Below are 2,993 nucleotides of genomic sequence, written 5' to 3'. Positions count from 1 at the left end.
TATTTTTATCCGTAAATAAGCAATTGCTGACTTCCTTTCCCTTTTATGCTAAACTTTTCACCAACTCAACAATCATATAGGCCTAACACCATGAAATTCTGGGAAATTTCCGATTCCTTCTGGGAAGCCGTCAAGCCGCTCATTCCGGAAACCGTTCGTGATCCTGAAAAGGTTTACCAGCGCATCGCCGGAGGCGGACGCAAGCCGCTCGACTACCGCAAAGTCTTTTCGGCCATTGTGTACGTGCTGAAAACGGGCACGCAGTGGAAGTCCCTTCCCAAGGAATTCTACGGCAGTCCGAGCTCCATTCACGCCTACTTCAAAAAATGGGAAGCTCAGGGCCTGTTCAGCGAACTCTGGAAGAAAGGCCTTGCAGAATTTGAAGAAATGAAGGGCATTGCCTGGGAATGGACCCTCGACACCACTCGCAGCGCCAAGGCGGCGACCGCCAGCGCCGGCAAGGTGACGGACGGTCACGACGCTTCCGAAGCCCCGGAAGAATGCCGCATCTGGAGACCGGTCATCAGCCGCAGAAGCAGAGAACGGGCCAAGGCTCTCTGCGACAAGGCCACCGCGCTATTTACGGATAAATTCAAATCTTGATTTAATTTATCGGGAAGTCCTATAGTTCATTGCATGGCTTTTGTCGGCCTGTCCTTTTTCTCAGCGGCAGCAGGAGTTGTGCAATGAACCGTCTTTTCCCCGGCGCACGCCTTTTCGGCGCGCTTCTTGTTTCTCTCACTCTTCTTTTCCCCGCATCCCGCGCTCAGGCTGAAGGGTTCGCCATCATGGAAAACAGCGCCCGCGGCATGGGCCTGGCCGGCGGACTCATCGCGCGCGGAGGCGATCCTTCCACGCTTGCCTACAACCCTGCCGCCATGACGCTCCTTGAAGGAACGCAGATGCAGGCCAACCTTGCCGTGTCCCAGTTCTACTGGGGCGTGGACACGAGAGACGCCGCGGGCAACGACACGGGCAACTACCACAGCGCCCATCAGACCTGGCCCATTCCTTCCTTCTACGTGACGCATCAGATCAACGACAACGTGTGGTTCGGTCTTGCTTCCTACACCCGTTTCGGCCTCGGCGTGAAGTATCCCAACGAATGGCCCGGCGGTTACAACCTGCAGAGCGTGCAGCTCATCACCAACTCGCTCAACCCCAGCATCGCCTACAAGTTCAACGACCATCTTTCCCTGGCCGTGGGCGTGGAAATGATGACCGCCTCCATGCAGATGAGAAAGAACCTCAATCAGTACGGCCACGGAAGTCTGGCCGCCATATCCCAGGGTCTCGGCTTCGGCGAACCCGGCGACCTCAATCTGAACGGTCACGGCGTTTCCTTCGGCGGCAACGTGGCTCTGCACATGAGGTTCAACGATCAGTGGTCCATGGGCCTTACCTATCGCGCGCCCATGAGCCTCAAGGTCAGCGGCAAGACCCGCTACGACAATCAGCTCGGCAAAACGCCGCTCGGCGCACTCTCCCCCGACATTCTCATGCTCCAGAATTCCCGCCTGCGCGGAACCCTGCACCTGCCCGATTCCATCGGCTTCGGCGTAGCCTACAAGCCCGTGGAAAACCTCAGCTTTGAAGCCGACGCCGTCTACACGCTCTGGAGCCGCTTCCGCGACTTCAACATCTACATGAAGGACCCCGTCAACGAATGGCAGAACACCGACAGACACTGGAGAAACAGCTGGACGCTCGGCATTTCCGCCGAATACAAGCCCGTGGACTGGATGGCTCTGCGCCTCGGCTTCATGTATGAAACCTCGCCCATGAACCTCGGCAACGCCGACTACATGGTGCCCTCCAACGGCCGCAACTACTACACCGCAGGCGTAGGCTTCTTCTATAAGAACTGGACCATCGACCTTGCGTACATGTACATCCACAACCATGTGCTCGACTACACGGATGCCGCGCGTCTGAATCCCGCCGGAGGCGTGGTGGCCGGGCATACCACCCATCCTCATGCCCACAACTTCGGCATAGGCATAGGCTACAAGTTCTAATACCCCGATGCGCGGAACGTCCGGCCTGCGGACCGGTACGAACCTTTCAGAAATGCCCCGATGAAGCCCTTCCGCTCCATAATGGAGACGGAAACACTTCACCGGGGCATTTCTGCATAACGAACGCGTCTTGCGCACGTCGCCCGTTCAGAGCGTCACGCTTCCGCCTGCTTCTCCAGAAGTTCGGCAAAGGCCCGAAGCTTTTCACCGTCGTAGAAATTGACCATGCGAAGCGGCACGGTGGCCACCTCTCCGAGTTCACTCTCTCCTTTCAGCTCAAGAAAAAGGAGCACCACGTCCCACGGCGCAAAGCATCGGGAACCGTCGGGAAGATTGAGTCCCTCGCGGGTCAGGGCAAAGCAGAAGGCGGAAAACTTTCCGGCTCCCGTGCGGTACGGTCCGGAAATCATGGCGCAGCGGCCGTCGTACTCCGCATAGTTCTCCGCAAAGTCGTGATACAGCTTTTCCATCTGTTCGTCGGAATACGGAGGCCTGAGCGCCTGCAGGGAGTCGCAGTACGGAAGATAATAGTCTCTCGCGCAGAACATGTCCGTCCACGGCTCGCTGCCGGAGGGGGCAGAACTCTGCACGGCCTTTTCTTCCGCCATGCCTATGAAAGGAAGATAACTGTCTTTTTTTTCAAACATGTTTTCGGGAAAAGCCTTAAGGACGTACCCCTCGCCTTCCTTTCGGAGAAAAAGCCGCACGCGTTCCCTGGGCTCGAAAAGCCCTTCCACGCGCTCCGTCGTCATGGCGCGGACCATCAGGGGGTAACGCCCCCACAGGCTGTTTTTCATGGGCTCAAGAAGCGCATACGCCCCCACCTTGCCGTAGAATGCGGCAATCTCCTCCACGGAAAATTCTTCGCCTTCCTTCACGTTTTCCCATCCGGTAAATGCCATGTGTTCTTCTGTCCTCCCAAAAAAGGGGCCCCACCGGCATAGCCGGTGGTTCCTCTTATGCGCCTGTAAGGCT

General features: G+C 57.2%; 3 protein-coding genes. 2 read left to right on the top strand and 1 reads right to left on the bottom strand.

All coding sequences use genetic code 11. The annotated features are described in order from the left end of the window. Nucleotides 1-90 precede the first annotated feature (90 nt). Together QZZ60_RS11130 and QZZ60_RS11125 are read left to right on the top strand one after the other, a co-directional pair. The gene (locus QZZ60_RS11130) at nt 91-603 is read left to right on the top strand and encodes a transposase (protein ID WP_295641405.1); all 513 of its coding nucleotides are present in this window, start codon (nt 91-93) and stop codon (nt 601-603) included. 83 nt (nt 604-686) lie between these two features. After that, nucleotides 687-2,018 (top strand): OmpP1/FadL family transporter, encoded by a 1,332-nt coding sequence (locus QZZ60_RS11125; protein WP_295641403.1) that lies wholly within the window; start codon nt 687-689, stop codon nt 2,016-2,018. Nucleotides 2,019-2,173: 155 nt separating this feature from the next. Here QZZ60_RS11125 and QZZ60_RS11120 read toward each other — a convergent pair whose 3' ends face one another. Further along, the gene (locus QZZ60_RS11120; RefSeq protein ID WP_295641401.1) at nt 2,174-2,920 is read right to left on the bottom strand and encodes a hypothetical protein; all 747 of its coding nucleotides are present in this window, start codon (nt 2,918-2,920) and stop codon (nt 2,174-2,176) included. Nucleotides 2,921-2,993: the final 73 nt, after the last annotated feature.

This window comes from uncultured Mailhella sp. (assembly GCF_905187505.1).
In the GTDB taxonomy this organism is placed as follows: domain Bacteria; phylum Desulfobacterota; class Desulfovibrionia; order Desulfovibrionales; family Desulfovibrionaceae; genus Mailhella.
Note: the sequence above shows the minus strand (reverse complement) of the source record. Positions and strands in the feature narration are given on the sequence as shown.

Excerpts from the sequence above, each read along its gene's own strand:
- QZZ60_RS11120 (WP_295641401.1), bottom strand. The coding sequence starts at position 2,920 with ATGGCATTTACCGGATGGGAAAACGTGAAGGAAGGCGAAGAATTTTCC.
- QZZ60_RS11130 (WP_295641405.1), top strand. The coding sequence starts at position 91 with ATGAAATTCTGGGAAATTTCCGATTCCTTCTGGGAAGCCGTCAAGCCG.
- QZZ60_RS11125 (WP_295641403.1), top strand. The coding sequence starts at position 687 with ATGAACCGTCTTTTCCCCGGCGCACGCCTTTTCGGCGCGCTTCTTGTT.